Here is a 14,890-nt window from a genome sequence, read left to right as displayed (position 1 = left end):
TCCGATTTCCCCGCGTCGGGTGCGCGGGGCGCCTGGGCAGGGCAGTGCGGCCGCCTGGGTGCCATCCGCCCGACTGATTCGATATACAGGAGTAACGATATGCCGGCAATTACTGCAGCGATGGTGGGCGAACTGCGCGCCAAGACCGATGCGCCGATGATGGAATGCAAGAAGGCGCTGACCGAAGCCGATGGCAACATGGAACGCGCTGAAGAAATCTTGCGCGTCAAGCTGGGTAGCAAGGCCAGCAAGGCCGCCAGCCGTATCACGGCCGAAGGCGTCATCGCTACCTACATCGATGGCGGCAAGGGTGCCGTGGTTGAAATCAACTGCGAAACCGACTTCGTTTCGAAGAACGACGACTTCCTGAAGTTCTCGAACGATGTGGCTAAGCTCGTCGCTGAGAACAACCCGGCCGACGTGGCTGCGCTGGCCGCTCTGCCGCTCGACGGCAAGACCGTTGAGCAAGTGCGCACGGACCTGATCGGCAAGATCGGCGAGAACATGACGATCCGCCGCTTCCAACGCTACGAAACGGCTGGCAAGCTGGCCGCGTACCTGCACGGCACGCGTATCGGCGTGGTCGTCGAGTTCGAAGGCGCCGACGCAGAAGTGGGCAAGAACGTGGCAATGCACATTGCCGCCATGAAGCCGGTGTCGGTGTCGGCAGATCAAGTGTCGGCTGAGCTGATCGAGAAGGAGCGCAGCGTCGCTTCGCAAAAGGCTGCCGAATCGGGCAAGCCGGCTGAAATCGTCGCGAAGATGGTGGAAGGCAGCGTTCAGAAGTTCCTGAAGGAAGTCACGCTGCTGAACCAGGCTTACGTGAAGGACGACAAGTCGACCGTCGAGCAAATGCTCAAGGCCAACAACACCACGATCAAGGGCTTCACCATGTTCGTGGTCGGCGAAGGCATCGAGAAGAAGCAAGACGACTTCGCCGCCGAAGTGGCAGCGCAAGTGGCCGCCGCTAAGCAGTCGTAATTCGCGCAGTACCGTAGTATTCGGGGGCGGCGGTGCCGTCCCCGTTGTTTCATCCAGAATACCCTCACAGTGCCAGACCAGACTTCTTAGGGACCGCCATGTCTACTCCTTATAAACGCGTACTTCTCAAGCTCTCTGGTGAAGCCCTCATGGGTGACGATGCGTTCGGCATCAATCGTGCAACCATCGAACGCATGGTCGCCGATATCGCCGAAGTCGTTCGCCTTGGCGTACAACTGGCTGTCGTGATCGGCGGCGGTAACATTTTCCGTGGCGTGGCAGGCGGTGCCGCCGGGATGGACCGCGCAACGGCCGATTACATGGGCATGCTGGCGACCATGATGAACGCCCTGGCGTTGCAAGACGCGATGCGTCACGCCGGTATCGAAGCGCGTGTGCAGTCCGCGCTGCGTATGGACCAGGTCGTCGAGCCGTACATTCGCCCGCGCGCGATCCGTCAGTTGGAAGAAGGTAAAGTCGTGATCTTCGCCGCCGGCACGGGCAACCCGTTCTTCACGACCGACACGGCCGCTGCGCTGCGCGGTTCGGAAGTGGGTGCCGAAGTCGTGCTCAAGGCCACGAAGGTCGATGGCGTGTACTCGGCCGATCCGAAGAAGGATCCGGACGCCGTCAAGTACTCGACCATCAGCTTCGATGAAGCTATCTCGAAGAACTTGCAGGTCATGGACGCGACGGCTTTCGCGCTGTGCCGCGATCAGAAGATGCCGGTGCGCGTTTTCTCGATCGTGAAGCCGGGCGCGCTCAAGCACGTCATCCTCGGCGAAGACGAGGGAACGCTCGTCCACGTTTAAGTTCAAATTGCGGCGTCCGCGCGCATTGGCGCGCCGACGCCGTATCATTTACGTTTGTTTGCGTATCAATTCTAGGTTTGGAGGTTGTCATGACCGTTGCTGACATCACGAAGAATGCCGAGCAGAAGATGCAGAGCTCGATCGAATCGTTCAAGGGTAACCTCGCGAAGATTCGTACCGGACGCGCGCATACCGGTCTGCTCGACCACGTGCAGGTCGACTACTACGGTTCGATGGTGCCCATCTCGCAAGTGGCCAACGTGACGCTGGTCGACGGCCGGACGATCGGCGTGCAGCCGTGGGAAAAGAAGATGGTTGCCGTGGTGGAAAAGGCGATTCGCGACGCGGATCTCGGCCTGAACCCGGCCACGCAAGGCGAACTGATTCGCGTGCCGATGCCCATGCTGACTGAAGAGCGTCGTCGTGAACTGACCAAGCTGGTCAAGTCGGAAGGCGAGAACGCCAAGGTTGCCGTGCGTAACCTGCGCCGCGACGCCAACGAGCAACTCAAGAAGCTGGTCAAGGAAAAGGACGCGTCGGAAGACGACGAGCGCCGTGGCAACGATGTCGTTCAAAAGCTGACCGACAAAGCCGTCGTCGAGATCGACGAGCTGGTGCAAAAGAAGGACGCCGAGATCATGACGGTATGAGTGCGCAAGCACTCGCCGTTTGATTCCTCGTCGACTTCACGCCCTGACTCCCGCGCCGTATCTCAATGGGTTTTCTCAGCTCCTCGCTTACTGTTCCTGAAACAGCAAGTATTCCGCGCCACGTTGCCATCGTCATGGATGGCAACGGGCGTTGGGCTACCAGTCGTAAATTGCCGCGCGTTGCAGGGCACAAGCGCGGCGTCGATGCCGTGCGCGAGGCCGTCACGGCCTGCGCCGAACTCGGTGTCGAGTACCTGACGCTGTTCGCGTTCAGTTCCGAGAACTGGCGCCGTCCGCAGGACGAGGTCACGACGTTGATGCAGTTGTTCATCCTCGCGCTGGAGCGTGAAGTGGGCAAATTGCACAGCAACGGCATTCGTCTTCGCGTGATCGGGGCGCTCGAAGCTTTCGAGCCGCGTATCCAGGAACTGGTGCGCCGTGCCGAAGCACGCACGAAAGACAATAAAGGTCTCACGCTCACCATTGCTGCCAATTACGGCGGCCGGTGGGACATTCTGCAAGCCGCGCAGAAGCTTGCCGCCGCACGTGTGGCGCAAGGTGGGGCCGCGGGGCTCGAGACGTCGTTTTCCGAAGACGACCTCGCGCCTTATCTGAGCATGGCTTATGCGCCGGAACCGGATCTGTTTATCCGCACCGGCGGCGATCAGCGCGTCAGTAATTTTCTGCTTTGGCAACTGGCGTACACTGAACTGTATTTCACCGAAGAATTCTGGCCGGACTTCAACGCCGATACGCTCAAGCGCGCGGTTGCCGAGTTTCAGCAACGCGAGCGCCGATTTGGCCGTACCAGCGCGCAAGTCCAGAACCCCTCGGGACAATCCGCCTGATGCTCAAGACACGCGTTATTACCGCTGTCGTACTTCTCGCCATTCTTCTGCCTGTGATCTTCGTCGGTACGCCGGCGCAGTTCGCTTTGCTCGCCGCCGTGATCGTCGCTGCGGCGGGTTGGGAGTGGGGCCGTCTGGTCGGTCTGAACGGCACGGGCGCAGTGTTCTACGGCGCGCTCGCACTGCTCGGTGTGGGCATGACGTGGGCGGGCGGTTGGACACTGACACATATCTGGCTCAAGCCGGCTGCCATTTTCTGGGTGCTCGCCGGTCCCTACACACTGATGCGCAAGCCAGCGACCAAGGGCTTCTGGCGCGGCTTGCTGCTGGTGGCTGGCCCGGTGTTGCTGATTGCCGCCTGGCAGGCGCTGTGTCTGGCGCGGGAGCAGGGCGTGGCGTTCCTGTTGTCGGTGCTCGTCATTGTTTGGCTTGCCGATACTGGCGCGTACTTCGCCGGGCGTGCGTTCGGTCGCCGCAAGCTGGCACCGTCGATCAGTCCGGGTAAATCGTGGGAAGGGGCCATCGGCGGCTGGTTGCTGGTGCTCGTTGTGGCAGGTGCAGTGCTCGCGAGCGGCCTTCAGGCGCCGACGATCGTTTCGCATCTGGCTAACACGCTCGGCATTGCGCTTGGCGTGATCACGCTCACAGTGCTGGTGGCCTTCTCGGTCGTCGGTGACCTGTTCGAATCTCAACTCAAACGGCAAGCCGGCGTGAAGGATTCCAGCGCGCTGCTGCCCGGCCACGGTGGCGTGCTCGATCGTATCGATGCCTTGCTGCCGGTGCTGCCACTGGCTCTGCTCTTCGTCTGATCATGTCGCAACGTCTCGTCATTCTCGGCTCCACCGGTTCCATCGGCGTCAGTACGCTCGATGTCGTGGGGCGTCATCCCGATCGTTTCTCTGTCTACGCGCTCACCGCGCACCGCAACCTTGAGCGCCTGTTCGAGCAGTGCGTCGCGCACCGCCCGCAAGTCGCAGTGGTGGCCGATGCCGATGGTGCCCGTCAACTGGCGGCGCGTCTGGCAGACGCCGGGCTGAAGATCGAAGTGACCTATGGTCCGCAAGCGCTGATCGATGTTGCAGAAGCGGGCGAAGCGACGATGGTTGTTGCTGCGATCGTAGGTGCCGCCGGTCTGCAATCGACGCTGGCTGCCGCCCGCGCCGGTAAGCGTATCCTGCTGGCGAATAAAGAATCGCTCGTGTTGTCGGGCGCGCTTTTCATGGCCACGGCCGAGCGCGCCGGGGCCACGCTGCTGCCGCTCGACAGCGAACACAACGCCATCTTCCAATGTCTGCCGCAAGTCGCCGGCGAGAACCGCATTTCGACGCGCGGTGTCGAGAAGCTGGTGCTGACGGCATCGGGCGGTCCGTTCCGCGAGCGCGAGCTGGCGTCGCTCGAAAATGTGACGCCTGATGAAGCTTGTGCACATCCGAACTGGGTCATGGGCCGGAAGATCTCGGTGGACTCGGCGAGCATGATGAATAAAGGCCTCGAAGTGATCGAGGCGCACTGGTTGTTCAATATGCCGCCTGAGCGTATTGAAGTGCTGATTCATCCGCAAAGCGTGATTCACTCGATGGTCACCTACACCGACGGCTCGACGCTTGCGCAACTCGGCAACCCCGACATGCGCACGCCGATCGCTCACGCGCTGGCATTCCCGGATCGCGTGACGTCGGGTGTGGCGGGCCTGAATCTCGCCGATATTGGCAAGCTTACGTTCGAAGCGCCTGATCTGCGCCGCTTCCCGTGCTTGCGCCTCGCGTTCGAAACGCTGCATCGTGGTGGCACTGCCGGTGCGTTGCTCAATGCGGCAAACGAAATTGCCGTGGCGGCGTTCCTCGAGCGCCGTATTCGCTTCACTGCGATCTCGCAGGTCGTCGAGCACGTGCTCGAGAGCGAGGCCGTGGGCGAAGCATCGTCGCTCGACGTCGTGCTCGAAGCCGACCGCCGCGCGCGCGAACTGGCCACGGCCTACGTGGCCAAGCTGCCGGCCCCGGCGTCGTCGTGACGCTGTCTTCTATGTTGTCGTAACGCCACCGCGGCCCGAATTCGCCCATGACTCTGCTCACCACGTTGCTCGCCTTCGCCGTCGCCATTGGTGTGCTGGTGGTTTTCCATGAGTTGGGCCATTACACGGTAGCGCGTTGGTGCGGTGTGAAGGTACTGCGCTTCTCGGTGGGCTTCGGTGCGCCGCTCGTCAAATGGACGATGGGGCGCGACCGCACCGAGTGGACCCTGTGCGCGCTGCCCCTCGGCGGTTATGTGCGCATGCTCGACGAGCGCGACGAGACGCAGGTGGTGGCCCCCGAAGACCGGGCGCGCGCTTTCAATCGTCAGTCGGTCTACAAGCGCTTCGCCATTGTGGCGGCGGGGCCGATCGCCAATTTCCTCCTTGCCATTGCGCTTTACACCGGGCTGAATCTCGCCGGCGTGACGGAGCCTGTCGCGCGCATCGCCGCCCCGGCAGCGGGCACGCTGGCGGCGCGTGCCGGTCTGGCGGGTGGAGAACTCATTACCGGCGTGCGCGAGAACGGCAATAGTCCGGACGAAGCGGTCGGCGACGAAAGCCCCGTGCGCTCGTGGGAGGACCTGCGCTGGCGTCTGGTCGATCCGATGATCGACGGTCAGCGCGTCACCCTGGTAGCGCGCACACGTGATGGTCGGGCCGAATACACGCTGGATGCTGCCGGACAGCATTTCGATGCCGACAGCGAACAAGATTTCATGCAGCGTCTCGGGCTGGTGCCTTCGGCGCGCGTCAAGGTGGGGCAGTTGCTGCCCGATGGCGCCGCCGGTAAGGCCGGTTTGCGTGTGGGCGATGAGATAACGGCAGTGGATGGGCGTCCGGTGGTCTCCGCGAAGGCGCTGGTCGACGCTGTGCGTGCGCATCCTGGCAAGCCGCTGACGTTGACCATTCGCCGTAACGGCGCGGCGCAAGACGTCACGCTGACCCCGAGTGCCGAGGTCGATGCCGAATCGGCGGGCGGTGGTGCAACGGCCGCACGCGTGGGCAAGATCGGTGCGGCGCTGGCCAGCCAGGTCGACACCGTGACGGTGCGATATGGCTTGTTCGAGGCGATCGGGCGGGGTGCGCAGCGTACCTGGGACGTCACGGCGTTTAGCGTGCGGATGTTCGGCAAGATGATCACGGGGCAGGCTTCGCTCAAGAATTTGAGCGGTCCGGTCACGATTGCCGACTATGCGGGTCGTTCGGCTCGACTCGGCCTCGATTATTTCGTCGCCTTTCTGGCCCTTGTCAGCATTAGCCTGGGCGTATTGAATCTGCTACCGATTCCGGTTTTGGACGGTGGCTATCTGTTATATTATGCGGTCGAAGCGATTACCGGTCGGGCAGTCTCCGAGCGGTGGCAGGGCGCGCTGCAACGAGTGGGCATCGTTTGCATCCTTGCGCTCTCTGCCGTAGCACTTTTCAATGACCTGTCAAAGTTGTTGCATTAGGGTGATTCGACCCTGACAGCGTCACGTGCCTGCCGGTCGCAGGCAAATCCGAGTTTTTTACGATTCAATTGTTTCTTGGGGAAGCAAGTTGTCGAATAAATACCACCTTGTTCCGAAGACCCTGGTGATTGCGGTTCTGGCGGCACACAGTTTCCTGGCACGCGCCGTCGAGCCGTTCGTGGTCAAGGATATCCGAGTGGAGGGCTTGCAGCGTATTGAACCCGGCACCGTGTTCTCTTACTTGCCGGTCAAGCCGGGCGACAAGTTCAACGATGATAAGGGCACCGAAGCAATTCGTGCCCTTTATGCCACGGGCCTGTTCTCGGACGTGAGCGTTGAAGCGCAAGGCAGCGTGCTGGTGGTGCACGTCAACGAGCGCCCCGCGATCGCGACCATCGACTTCCTCGGTATCAAGGAATTCGACAAAGACGGTTTGAAGAAGGCATTGCGCTCGGTCGGCCTGACCGAAGGCCGCACCTTCGACCGCAACTTGCTCGACAAGTCGGAGCAGGAACTCAAGCGTCAATACCTCACGCGTGGTTACTACGCCGCCGACGTGAAGACGACGATCACGCCGCTCGAACGTAACCGCGTGGGTATTCAGTTTGCCGTGACCGAAGGCCCCAAGGCGACGATCCAGCAGATCAACTTCGTGGGCAACAAGGCATTCTCGTCGTCGGACCTGACCGCCGAGATGGAACTGGGCACGCCGAACTGGCTGTCCTGGTACTCCAAGAACGATCTGTACTCGAAAGACAAGCTCACGGGCGATCTGGAAAAACTCCGTTCGTTCTACCTGAACCGTGGCTATCTGGAATTCAATATCGACTCCACCGACGTCTCGATTACGCCGGATAAGGACGAGATGTTCCTGACCATCAATCTGCACGAAGGCGAGCCGTACAAGGTGTCGGACGTCAAGCTGTCGGGCGAAATGCTCGGTAAGCAAGACGACATCCAGAAGCTCATCCAGCTCAAGGCCGGCGACACGTTCTCGGCTGCCAAGCTGCAAGCGAGCACGAAGGCGATTTCGGACCTGCTCGGTAACTACGGTTTCGCGTTTGCCAACGTGAATGCCCAGCCGACCATCGACCGCAACAATCACACCGTGGCGCTGACGCTGACGATCGATCCGGGCCGCCGTGTGTACGTGCGCAAGATCAACATCGTGGGCAACTCGCGCACGCGTGACGAAGTGATTCGTCGCGAAATGCGCCAGTTGGAAAGCTCGTGGTACGACGCCGACCGTCTGAAGCTCTCGCAAGACCGTATCAACCGTCTGGGCTACTTCACCGACGTGAACGTGACGACCGAGCCGGTGGCCGGATCGAACGACCAGGTCGACCTTCAAGTGAAGGTGGAAGAAAAGCCGACGGGCACGATCAACATCGGTGCGGGCTTCTCGTCGACCGATAAGGTGGTGTTGCAAGCCGGTATCAGCCAGGACAACGTGTTCGGTTCGGGTACCTCGCTGTCGGTGAACGTGAACACGGGTAAGACGTACCGTACGTTGGCTGTGACGCAGGTCGATCCGTACTTCACCGTCGACGGCGTGAGCCGTATTACCGACGTGTACTACCGTACGTATCAGCCGCTGCTGCTGACGAGCGATTCCGATTTCCGTATCAACACGCTGGGCGGTAACTTGAAGTTCGGCGTGCCGTTCTCGGAAGTCGACACGGTGTTCTTCGGTATCGGCTTCGAACAGACGCGTCTGCATCTGACGAGCGATGGCACGACGCCGCAGCGCTACATCGATTACGCGAACCAGTTCGGTTACGTCAGCAACAACTACCCGCTGACGGTGGGTTGGTCGCGCGATTCGCGTGACAGCGCGTTGATTCCGAATCGCGGTCACTATCAACAGGCCAACATCGAAATCGGTACGCCGATCGGGACGACCAAGTACTTCCGTGCGTACTATCAGCACCAGTACTACTACCCGGTCAGCCGCGGCTTCACGCTGGCACTGAACGGCGAAGTGGGCTACGGCCACGGGATGGGCGGTCAGCCGTTCCCGATTTTCAAGAACTACTTCGCGGGCGGTATCGGCTCGGTGCGTGGTTATGAGCCGAGCTCGCTGGGTCCGAAGGACACGAACGGCGAACCGCTGGGCGGCGCCTCGAAGCTGATCGGTAACATCGAACTGACGTTCCCGCTGCCGGGCACCGGCTATGACCGCACGCTGCGGATCTTCACGTTCTTCGACGGCGGTAACGTGTTCGATAACGGCCAGGCGATTACCCTCAATAACCTGCGCTATTCTTACGGTTTCGGGTTGTCGTGGATTTCGCCGATCGGCCCGCTCAAGCTCTCGATGGGCTTCCCGCTCGTCAAGAAGACGGGCGACCAGTATCAGAAATTCCAGTTCCAGGTCGGTACGTCGTTCTAACGACGGCACATCGACCGGTTCCGAAGGTTTCATCGTTGTAAGGGGTAATACATTGAACGGTATCCGTAAGCATTGCCTGCGCGGCGTGGCCGCGGCGTTGCTGGCCGGAGCGGCATTTGCCGCGTCGGCCCAGGATGCGCGCATCGCCGCTGTCAATTCGGATCGCATTTTGCGCGATTCGGCACCGGCCAAGGCCGCACAAGCCAAGCTCGAAGCCGAGTTCTCCAAGCGGGATCAGGACCTTCAGGCCATGGCAGCACGCCTCAAGGCGATGTCGGACAAGCTCGACAAGGACAACGCCACGTTGTCCGACGCCGAGCGTGCCAAGCGTCAACGCGATCTGGCTGCGGCCGACACGGAATTCCAGCGCAAGCAGCGCGAATTCCGTGAAGATCTGAACCAGCGCCGTAACGAAGAACTCGCTGCGGTGCTCGATCGTGCAAATCGTGTGATCAAGCAGATTGCCGAGACGGAAAAATACGATCTGATCGTGCAGGAAGCGGTCTACGTGAGCCCGCGAATCGATATCACTGACAAGGTGCTCAAGACGCTGAACGCAAGTTCGGGTAGCAGCACCGGCGGCAAGTGACGGGCGCGCGCTCCATGTCGGTCACGCTCGCTCAGTTGGTTGCCCGCTTCGGCGGCAATCTCGTCGGTGACGGCGAGGTGGCCGTCGCAGGTCTGGCGCCGCTCGATCGTGCCGGCGCGCGCGACCTCGCGTTTCTGTCCAATCCGAAATATCTCGCCGAAGTGCCCGATTCGGGCGCGGCGGCTGTCATTCTCTCCCAAGCCGATTTCGACAAACTGCCGTCGCACGACGGCCGTGCGTGGATCATTGCGCCCAACCCTTACGCCTACTTCGCGCGCGTTGCGCAGATGTTTGCGGATGCGGCGGCGCCGGCACCGGCAACGGGTATTCACCCGAGCGCCGTGGTCGACCCGTCGGCGGTGGTACCCGCATCGTGCGTGATCGGGCCGAACGTGGTGATCGAAGCCGGGGCGCGTCTCGGCGAGCGTGTGCGCCTGGTGGCGAACGTGTTCGTCGGCCGTGGCACGACGCTGGGTGACGACGTGCTCGTCTACCCGAACGCCACGCTGTATCACACGAGCGTAATCGGCGCGCGTTGCGTCATTCACGCAGGCGCGGTGATCGGTTCGGACGGCTTTGGTTTTGCCCCCGACTTCTCCGCCGCGGGTGGTGAATGGGTGAAGATTCCGCAAGTGGGCCGTGCAGTGATCGAAGACGACGTCGAAATCGGCGCATCGACCTCGATCGACCGTGGGGCCATGGCCGATACGGTGATCGAGCGCGGTTGCAAGATCGACAATCAGGTGCAGATCGCGCATAACGTGCGCGTCGGTGCCTATACCGTCATCGCCGCGTGCACGGGCATCGCCGGCAGCAGTACCATCGGTAAATTCTGCATGCTGGGCGGGGCCGTGGGCGTCGCGGGTCACGTGACGATCGGCGACAAAGTCATCGTTACGGCCAAGTCGGGCGTGTCGAAGTCGATTCCGGGCCCGGGCACTTATACCAGCGCATTTCCGGCAATTCCGAACGCCGAATGGAATAAAAACGCGGCGATCATGCGCAATCTGGACAAGATGCGCGACCGCGTGCGTCAACTTGAAGCGAAGGTCAAGGACCTGCAAGACAAATGAGCGAGACCAATACCAATATCGACGTCAGCAAGCTCGACATCCATAAGATCATGAAGTTGTTGCCCCATCGGTATCCGATGCTGATGGTGGACCGCGTGATCGCTCTCGAGCCGCACAAGAACATCAAGGTCATCAAGAACGTCACGATCAACGAGCCGTACTTCACGGGGCACTATCCGCAGCGTCCTGTGATGCCGGGCGTGTTGATCGTCGAAGCGCTGGCGCAGGCCGCCGCGTTGCTCACGTTCTCGGAAGAAGCCGTGCATGACGAGAACACGCTCTACTATTTCGTGGGCATCGAGAACGTTCGCTTCCGGCGTCCGGTCGAACCGGGTGACCAGCTCATCCTCGACGTCGAATTCGTGAAGCACAAACGCTCCATCTACTGGTTCAAGGGCCAAGCGCTCGTGGACGGTGCAGTGGCAGCGGAAGCCGAGTTTACGTGCATGGTCAAGAAGAACGGCGAATAACCGGAACCGAGACGTCCATGACGAATATTCATTCCACCGCGGTTGTCGATCCCAAGGCGCAACTGGCTGACGACGTCGTCGTCGGTCCGTATGCGATTGTCGGTCCGAACGTGACGATCGGCGCAGGGTCGCAGATCCTGTCGCACACGGTTGTCGACGGTCACACGACGCTGGGCGAGGGCAACAAGATCGGCCCGTTTGCGTCGATCGGCGGTACCCCGCAGGACATGAAGTACGCCGGTGAGCCGACCAAGCTCATCATCGGCGATCGCAACACGATCCGCGAGTTCACCACCATCCACACCGGTACGGTGCAGGACGGCGGCCTGACCAGCGTCGGTAACGACAACTGGATCATGGCTTACGTGCATATCGCGCACGATTGCCATGTGGCCGATCACACGGTGTTCTCGAGCAATGCGCAATTGGCAGGGCACGTGCATGTTGGCGATTGGGCCATCATTGGCGGCATGACCGGTGTGCATCAGTTCGTGCGCATCGGTGCGCATTCGATGGTCGGTGGCGCGTCGGTCCTCGTGCAGGACGTGCCGCCGTTCGTGATTGCCTCCGGCGATCGTGCGGTGCCTTACGGCATCAACGTCGAAGGGTTGCGTCGCCGCGGTTTCTCCGCCGATGCGATCAAGGCGTTGCGCGATGCGTACAAGCTGCTCTACAAGAGCGGCCTGACGCTCGACGAAGCCAAGGCGCAGATCGAAGCATTCGACAACGCCAACACGGCGGCTGCGCCCGCCACCGAAGCGGCTGACGTGCACAGCTCGGTGCTCGCACTGCTGGACTTCCTCAATACGAGCACGCGCGGTATCGTGCGCTGACCTATGCCGCCGACCCTTCCCGGTACCGGCCAGCGAACCCTGGCGATGGTGGCCGGGGAGTTGTCTGGCGATCTCATTGCCGGCAACGTGCTTGCCGGTCTCAAGCAGAGTCTTCCCGCCGACATCGCATATGCGGGTGTCGGTGGCCCGCATATGGCCGAAGAGGGCTTCAACGCCTATTGGCCGATCGACAAGCTGTCGGTCATGGGCTATGTGGAAGTCATCAAACATCTGCGCGAAATTCTCTCGATCCGTAAGCAGCTTCGCGAGCATTGGCTCGCAGAGAAGCCGATGGCGTTCGTCGGTTTCGACGCGCCGGATTTCAACTTCGATCTCGAAATCAAGCTGCGCGAAGCGGGCGTGCCGACCATTCACTTCGTGAGCCCGTCGATCTGGGCTTGGCGCGGTGGCCGCATCAAGAAGATCAAGCGTGCGGTCGATCACATGCTTTGCCTGTTTCCGTTCGAGCCGGAGATTTACCACCGCGCGGGCATCGATGCGACCTTCGTCGGCCACCCGATGGCCGACAAAATTCCGATGGTGCCCGACGTGGCGGGCGCACGCGCCAAGCTGGGTCTGAGCGGCGATGCGCCGGTCGTCGCAATTCTGCCCGGCAGCCGGACTTCCGAAGTGCAGCGGCTCACGCCGGTGTTCTTCGCGGCGATGCGCTTGCTGGCCCAGCGTGATCCGTCGATTCGCTTCGTGCTACCTGCGGCGACACCGCGCCTGCGCACGATGATGCAGCCGATCTTGGACGCGCACAGCGATTTGAATCTCACGGTGGTCGATGGCAAGGCGCCGCTGGCGCTCGAAGCGTCGGACAGTGTGTTGCTCGCCAGTGGGACGGCAACGCTCGAAGCGGCGCTGTACAAGAAGCCGATGGTGATTTCGTACAAGGTGCCTTGGCTTACGGCGCAGATCATGAAGCGTCAGGGCTATCTGCCGTATGTGGGCTTACCCAACATTCTGTCCGGCGAGTTCGTCGTGCCGGAGTTGTTGCAGCATTTCGCTACGCCGGAGGCGTTGGCTGATGCTGTGTGGAAGCAATTGACCGATCCCGAGTTGCGCGAGTCGTTGCAGGCGCGTTTTACCAAAATTCACGAGCAATTGCGCCAGAACACGGCCGAGCGCGCGGCGGAAGTGATCGAGCGCGTGTTGCGCGAGAAGGGGCGGCTATGAGCGACGACGTCGTCAAGGTGCGCAGCACCCGCCGTGGCGCCACGCAGGGACAGGGGGCGGTCGAAGGGTCGTCACCGGCTGCCAAGCCGCGTGCGCGTGCGCCAAAGGCCGCGTTGCCGCAAATGGCATTCGACTTGTTTGCCGATGTGGCCGAAGACCTGACTTGTGGTGTCGATGAAGTGGGGCGCGGTCCGCTCGCGGGGCCGGTGGTGACTGCTGCTGTGATTCTCGATCCGTCGCGTCCGATCAAGGGGCTGGCCGATTCGAAGAAGCTCACCGCCAAGCGTCGTGAAGCGCTGTACGAAGAAATCGTCGAGTGTGCGCTGGCGTATTACATCGCCGAAGCCAGCGTCGCCGAGATCGACTCGTTGAACATCCTGCACGCGACCATGCTCGCGATGCAGCGCGCGGTGAATGGCTTGCCGCGCGTGCCGACGCTGGCGCTGATCGATGGCAATCGTTGTCCGGTCTTGCCGATGCGAGCCGAAGCGATCGTCAAGGGCGACGACAAAGTGCCCGCCATTTCTGCGGCGTCGATTCTTGCGAAGGTCACGCGCGACCGTCAACTGGTGGCGTTGCATGAGGAGTTTCCACAGTACGGCTTCGACGTGCATGCAGGATACGGCACGCCGCGCCACCTCGAAGCCTTGCGCACGCACGGGCCCAGCCCGCATCACCGCCAATCGTTCGCGCCGGTACGTGAAGCGTACGAATTGTTCGGCACGCTCACGGTGTCACGCGCGGCCCGTCCGTCATGAAACTAATCAGCTCCAAAGACAACCCGTTCTACAAGCGGCTCAAGCAGCTTGCGCAGTCGAACCAGCAACGCCGCAAGCTTGGGCAGACGCTGCTCGAAGGCGTGCATCTGGCCGATGCCTATCTCGGCGCGCTGGGGCAGCCGCTCGTTTGCGTGGCGGCAGAAGAGGCGCTCGATAACGACGAAGTTGCCGCGATTTGGGCGCGTGTCGAGCCCGATCGCCGCGTGTGTCTGCCGCATGCGTTGTTCGAACCGCTCTCGACACTCGTCAACGGTGTGCCGCTGTTGTTCGTCGTCGAGATGCCGAGCGGCCATCTACCGGCGTCGCAAACGACGGACTGCGTGATTCTCGACGCCGTGCAGGACGCCGGAAACGTCGGCTCGATTCTGCGCAGCGCAGCCGCCGCAGGGGTGCGCGACGTGTATTGCATGTCGGGTACGGCGCTGGCGTGGTCGAGCAAGGTGCTGCGTGCCGGGATGGGCGCGCATTTCTCGCTGAATATTGTTGAACACTGCACGCCCGACTCGCTGGCACCGCGGCTGGCCGTGCCGTTACTGGCTACGAGCCTGCAAGCGAAGACGTCGCTCTATCAGGAAGATTTACGCCAGCCGGTGGCGTGGATTTTCGGCAATGAAGGGGCGGGCGTGTCGCCGCATTGGCTTTCGCGGGTGCAGACGCCGGTGCGTATTCCTCAGCCGGGCGGCATGGAGTCGCTGAATGTGGCCGCGTGCGCTGCCATCTGCCTTTTCGAGGCGGTGCGTCAGCGGTTGGATTAATCCGAGGCGTGTGGCGCGCGCGTGCGCGCCGCGAGCAGGTCGACGAGAGTCACGCTGCCAAAAACTA

At 61.7% G+C, this 14,890-nt stretch carries 15 protein-coding genes; all 15 read left to right on the top strand.

Translation table 11 applies throughout. From position 1 onward, the window contains the following. Positions 1 to 99 precede the first annotated feature (99 nt). Positions 100 to 981 carry a translation elongation factor Ts gene (tsf, locus tag ACPWR9_RS12765; protein ID WP_426298126.1) on the top strand — a complete coding sequence of 294 codons (882 nt, stop codon included), beginning with the start codon at positions 100 to 102 and terminating at the stop codon, positions 979 to 981. 98 nt (positions 982 to 1,079) lie between these two features. Continuing rightward, complete coding sequence (pyrH, locus tag ACPWR9_RS12760) at positions 1,080 to 1,793, top strand: UMP kinase (RefSeq protein WP_150678428.1); 714 nt, start codon at positions 1,080 to 1,082, stop codon at positions 1,791 to 1,793. 89 nt (positions 1,794 to 1,882) lie between these two features. Continuing rightward, positions 1,883 to 2,443 carry a ribosome recycling factor gene (gene frr, locus ACPWR9_RS12755; RefSeq protein WP_426298124.1) on the top strand — a complete coding sequence of 187 codons (561 nt, stop codon included), beginning with the start codon at positions 1,883 to 1,885 and terminating at the stop codon, positions 2,441 to 2,443. 65 nt (positions 2,444 to 2,508) lie between these two features. Beyond that, entirely contained in the window at positions 2,509 to 3,291 is a 783-nt protein-coding gene (uppS, locus tag ACPWR9_RS12750; RefSeq protein WP_426298122.1) for a polyprenyl diphosphate synthase, read from the top strand. Continuing rightward, positions 3,291 to 4,100, top strand: a complete 810-nt coding sequence (locus tag ACPWR9_RS12745) for a phosphatidate cytidylyltransferase (protein ID WP_426298120.1) — start codon at positions 3,291 to 3,293, stop codon at positions 4,098 to 4,100. Before uppS ends, ACPWR9_RS12745 begins: the two co-directional genes overlap by 1 nt. A 2-nt stretch (positions 4,101 to 4,102) precedes the next feature. Then, positions 4,103 to 5,302: a 1-deoxy-D-xylulose-5-phosphate reductoisomerase gene (gene ispC / locus ACPWR9_RS12740; protein ID WP_426298118.1), complete on the top strand. Its 1,200-nt coding sequence runs from the start codon at positions 4,103 to 4,105 to the stop codon at positions 5,300 to 5,302. 47 nt (positions 5,303 to 5,349) lie between these two features. Continuing rightward, the gene (rseP, locus tag ACPWR9_RS12735) at positions 5,350 to 6,753 is read left to right on the top strand and encodes an RIP metalloprotease RseP (protein WP_426298116.1); all 1,404 of its coding nucleotides are present in this window, start codon (positions 5,350 to 5,352) and stop codon (positions 6,751 to 6,753) included. Between the two features lie 88 nt (positions 6,754 to 6,841). Then, the gene (gene bamA / locus ACPWR9_RS12730) at positions 6,842 to 9,145 is read left to right on the top strand and encodes an outer membrane protein assembly factor BamA (RefSeq protein WP_426298114.1); all 2,304 of its coding nucleotides are present in this window, start codon (positions 6,842 to 6,844) and stop codon (positions 9,143 to 9,145) included. A gap of 52 nt (positions 9,146 to 9,197) precedes the next feature. After that, complete coding sequence (locus ACPWR9_RS12725) at positions 9,198 to 9,734, top strand: OmpH family outer membrane protein (RefSeq protein WP_426298112.1); 537 nt, start codon at positions 9,198 to 9,200, stop codon at positions 9,732 to 9,734. Between the two features lie 14 nt (positions 9,735 to 9,748). Continuing rightward, positions 9,749 to 10,807: a UDP-3-O-(3-hydroxymyristoyl)glucosamine N-acyltransferase gene (lpxD, locus tag ACPWR9_RS12720; RefSeq protein ID WP_426298110.1), complete on the top strand. Its 1,059-nt coding sequence runs from the start codon at positions 9,749 to 9,751 to the stop codon at positions 10,805 to 10,807. After that, a complete protein-coding gene (gene fabZ, locus ACPWR9_RS12715; RefSeq protein WP_426298109.1) occupies positions 10,804 to 11,277 on the top strand; it encodes a 3-hydroxyacyl-ACP dehydratase FabZ in 474 nt (157 codons plus the stop codon). The genes lpxD and fabZ overlap by 4 nt, the downstream gene beginning before the upstream one ends. Positions 11,278 to 11,294: 17 nt before the next feature. Then, on the top strand, positions 11,295 to 12,110 hold the full coding sequence (gene lpxA, locus ACPWR9_RS12710) for an acyl-ACP--UDP-N-acetylglucosamine O-acyltransferase (RefSeq protein WP_426298107.1): 816 nt from the start codon (positions 11,295 to 11,297) through the stop codon (positions 12,108 to 12,110). A gap of 3 nt (positions 12,111 to 12,113) precedes the next feature. Continuing rightward, positions 12,114 to 13,289 carry a lipid-A-disaccharide synthase gene (gene lpxB / locus ACPWR9_RS12705; protein ID WP_426298105.1) on the top strand — a complete coding sequence of 392 codons (1,176 nt, stop codon included), beginning with the start codon at positions 12,114 to 12,116 and terminating at the stop codon, positions 13,287 to 13,289. A gap of 122 nt (positions 13,290 to 13,411) precedes the next feature. Then, the gene (rnhB, locus tag ACPWR9_RS12700) at positions 13,412 to 14,047 is read left to right on the top strand and encodes a ribonuclease HII (RefSeq protein WP_426299330.1); all 636 of its coding nucleotides are present in this window, start codon (positions 13,412 to 13,414) and stop codon (positions 14,045 to 14,047) included. Then, complete coding sequence (locus ACPWR9_RS12695) at positions 14,044 to 14,823, top strand: TrmH family RNA methyltransferase (RefSeq protein ID WP_426298103.1); 780 nt, start codon at positions 14,044 to 14,046, stop codon at positions 14,821 to 14,823. The genes rnhB and ACPWR9_RS12695 overlap by 4 nt, the downstream gene beginning before the upstream one ends. Positions 14,824 to 14,890 lie beyond the last annotated feature (67 nt).

Origin of the sequence: Pandoraea pneumonica (assembly GCF_049918595.1) — a bacterium.
GTDB lineage: Bacteria > Pseudomonadota > Gammaproteobacteria > Burkholderiales > Burkholderiaceae > Pandoraea > Pandoraea pneumonica_A.
Note: the sequence above shows the minus strand (reverse complement) of the source record. Positions and strands in the feature narration are given on the sequence as shown.